1 protein-coding gene is annotated in these 3,754 nt (G+C 63.1%); it reads right to left on the bottom strand.

The window, feature by feature from the left end:
- Positions 1 to 3,754: DUF5801 repeats-in-toxin domain-containing protein (locus E8E75_RS26600; RefSeq protein ID WP_280359917.1), on the bottom strand; the 3,754-nt coding region annotated here is incomplete at both ends.

Below are 3,754 nucleotides of genomic sequence, written 5' to 3'. Positions count from 1 at the left end.
GCATCGGTGGTGGCTTCGGTCAGGGTGTAGCTGAAGCTGTAAGTGCCGTTGCTGTAACTGGTGATCTGCACCGTGCCGTGGTCGGTACTGAAGCTCTGACCGACCAGGCTGCTGAAGCTGCTGGTGGTGAGGTCCACGGTCAGGCTGCCGACACTGAGAGTCTTCAGGTTGGCCAGGCCATCGGAGTCGGCGACGGTGAAGCTGCCGGTGGTGATGTTGCTGCCATCCCCGGCGCTGGAACCATCCGGCAGACCTTTCTCATAGACCTTGGCCAGGTCGCCGCCAGCACTGGGCGTGCTGACATCGACCGTCGGGATGTCGTTGCTGCCAGTAATGGTGATGGTCAGCGTCGAGCTGCTCGGGTCTTGGTCGGCGTCCCGCATGGAGTAGGCGTACTGCAGGGTCACCTGCTCGCCCTGGTCGAGACCCTCCACCGCGGCCGAGCCGTTGGCCAGCGCGAAGCTGTAGCTGCCATCGGCATGCAGGGTGACCACGCCATAGGGGGTGTTCACCAGCAGGCTGCCGTTATCCCCAGGTGTGGCACCTACCACGCCGTTCCAGCTGGTGAAGGTCTTCGGCTGGTCGGCACCGCCGACGTCGTTGTCCAGCACATTACCGCTGACACTCGCGGGGCTGCCGTTTTCGGTCAGGCCACGGCTGTCCGGGGTGGCGTTGGGTACGTCGTCGACGATCTCGATTGTCGCGGTAGCGGAGGCGCTAGCCACACCATCGTTCACCGTAACCTGGAAGCCATCCGTCTCCGGACCGGCCGCATCGGTGGTGGCTTCGGTCAGGGTGTAGCTGAAGCTGTAAGTGCCGCTGCTGTAGCCGGTGATCTGCACCGTGCCGTGGTCGGTCGTGAAGCCCTGCCCCACCAGGCTGCTGAAGCTGCTGGTGGTGAGGTCGACATTGAGACTGCCGACGCTCATGGACTTCAGATCGCCCAATCCATCCGGATCGCCAACGCTGAATGTGCCATTGACCTGGGTGCTGCCATCCCCGGCGCTGGAACCATCCGGTAGGCCCCTCTCGTAAACCTGGGCCATGCCCCCCTGGACTTCCGGGAAAGCGACTTCAACCGTGGGTGTGTCGTTGCTACCAATGATCGTGAGGGTAAGGGTCGAATCGCTGGCGTCACCATCGGCATCACGCATGCTGTAGGCGTAGTGCAGGACTACCTGCTCACCCGGGGCCAGTGCTTCCACCGCCGCCGAGCCATTGGCCAGCGCGAAGCTGTAGCTGCCATCGGCATTCAGGGTGACCACGCCATAGGGGGTGTTCACCAGCAGGCTGCCGTTATCCCCCGGTGTGGCACCGGCCACGCCGTTCCAGCTGGTGAAGGCCTTCGGCTGGTCGGCACCGCCGGCATCGTTGTCCAACACATTGCCGCCCAGCGTAGCGGGGACGCTGCCTTCAACGATGCTGGCGCTGTCGGCATAAGCCTTGGGTGTATCGTCGTCCACATTGATGATCAGGCTACCCGTGGCGCTATCGCCGTCGGCATCCGTCACCTTGTAGGCAATGCTGAAGCTCAGATCGTTTTCGTCATACCCGTCCGGATGCATGATCGGGTTGTTCTGAACGACGCTGTACGCACCGGTCGCCCAGTTCAGGGCCAGGGTGATGACGGTCAGGCCGCCCTGTTTGATCAACAGATTGTCGCCGCTCTTCTCATAGCTGAACCCAGCGGGCGCGCCGCTGGTGAGCAGCGTGACCGAACCGGGGCCATCCGCGCCAAAGCTGTGCCCCAGTGTGCCGGTGACATTCGCGGTATCCGGCGAGACGTCGCCAATGCCATAAGCGTTGCCACCTGGAAGGGCATCGTCATCCAGTTGCACCACGGGACTGGTGCTGACCACAGGCGAGTCGTCATCCACTTTGATGTAGAGCGAACCACCAGCACGGTCGCCATCGCGGTCGACGATCTTGTACTCGACCTCGAAGGTCAGGTCGTTCTCGTCATCTCCCTCGGGATGCATGATCGGTGCGTTCTGGGTAACGCTGTAGGCGCCAGTGAGCTTATCCAGGGTGATGGTGATGACGGTCACGTCGCCCTGTTTGATCACCAGGCCACCTGCGACTTCCACGTAGGTGAAGCCGTAGGGCGCGCCGCTGGCCTGCAGTTCGATCCCACCGGGGCCATCAGCGCCGAAGTCATGGGCGATGATGCCGCTGGTATTGCTGGTATCCGGCGAATTGTCGCCCACACCATAGGGGTTGCCGTGAGGCAGGGCGTCGTCGTCGAGGCTGACCTTCACATAGGGATCGATATTGGGTGCGTCATCCCTGAAGCTGATGGCGTTGCCCAGGTCGAGGGAGGCGCTGTTCTTGTCGCCGTCACCGTCGGTGATGGTGGCGGTCAGGGTGATCAGGTCGCTATCAGACAGGCCGACGGCCTGGTCCGGGCCGGTATTGGGGGTATGGAAGATTGCCCGCGACTGTTCCAGGGTAACCGTGCCGTCCGCAGCCACGCTGAGGCGGAAGGCCAGTTGCCCACCGCCGACCACGCGCCCGACGATATCCGTGCCCTCCTTGAACAGCAGGATGCTGTTACCCGTCGCGGTGTCCCGCAGGCCACTGTCCACACCTGGTGACTTCACTTCCAGGCTGTAGGTGATGGGATTACTGAGGGCTGCACCGTCGGCACCAAAGACCGGCAGGAAGGCACCAGCAAAGTTGCTGCTGTCGGCGACACCGAGCGTGGTTTCGTCCACCTGCAGATCGAATCCTTCCGTCCCCTTCACGCTGATACTGGGCACATCGTCGACGATGTCGATGGTGAGCGTTCCGGTGCCGGTGTTGCCGTTGGCGTCGACCACCTGGAAGGTGAAGGTTTCGGTGAACTGCAGGTTGTTGCCGTTGTTACCGGGGTTGACCTTGGGTGCGGAGAGCAAGGTGTAGGTGTAAGAGCCGTTGCTGTTGACCACCAACTGGCCGTACTGGCCGTTGCCGGCGCCAACACCCAGGCTGAAGCTGTAGGGCCCGTTTCCACCATTGGCGACCAGGCTGCCACTGGCGAATTCGTCATTGCTGGCCGGCTCGCTGCCGAAGCCAAGCGCGGCTTCTCGCACATCATCGTCCGAGCCAGCCTGTACGCCGCCCACCACGGTGATGTTGGACACATCGATGGTCAGGGTCGTGGTGCTGAAGTCGCCGTCGCCGTCGACGATGGTGTAGGTGAAAGTATCCACCGTGCCGGCCTGAGCCAGGCTATTGGCGTGGCTGGTGTAGGTGTAACTGCCGTCGGCATGCAGCACCAGGGTGCCGAAGGCGGAGGTGATGCTGTCGCCCACACCGCCGGCAATCGGTGTCGAAGTGTCACCACCGGCACGCACGCCCACCACACCGGTGGTCGGCGACGGGCGCCCATCGGCACCAAAGGCATCGGCCACCGACCCCAGCCCTGCGCCCGTAACCACATTGCCGGTCACGCTTGCGCCTTCGCTGACCGAGGCGCTATCGGCCTTGGCTTGCGGTACATCGTCGACGATCTCGATAGTCACCGTGGCCGAGGCGGTAGCCAGGCCATCGCCCACATTAATAAGGAATCCGTCCGTCTCCGGACCAGCGGCATCGGCCGTCGCGCCGGTCAGGGTGTAGCTGAAGCTGTAGGTGCCATCGCTGTAGCCGGTGATCAATACGGTGCCATGAGCGGTGGTGAAGCTTTGTCCCACCAGGCTGGCGAAACCGTTGGTGGTGAGGTCCACGGTCAGGCTGCCGACGCTGAGGGTCTTGAGGTTGGCCAGGCCGTCGG

It is taken from the genome of Pseudomonas sp. BN606 (genome assembly GCF_029873115.1).
Taxonomy (GTDB): Bacteria; Pseudomonadota; Gammaproteobacteria; order Pseudomonadales; family Pseudomonadaceae; genus Metapseudomonas.
This window is presented reverse-complemented; position numbering and strand designations above follow the sequence as displayed.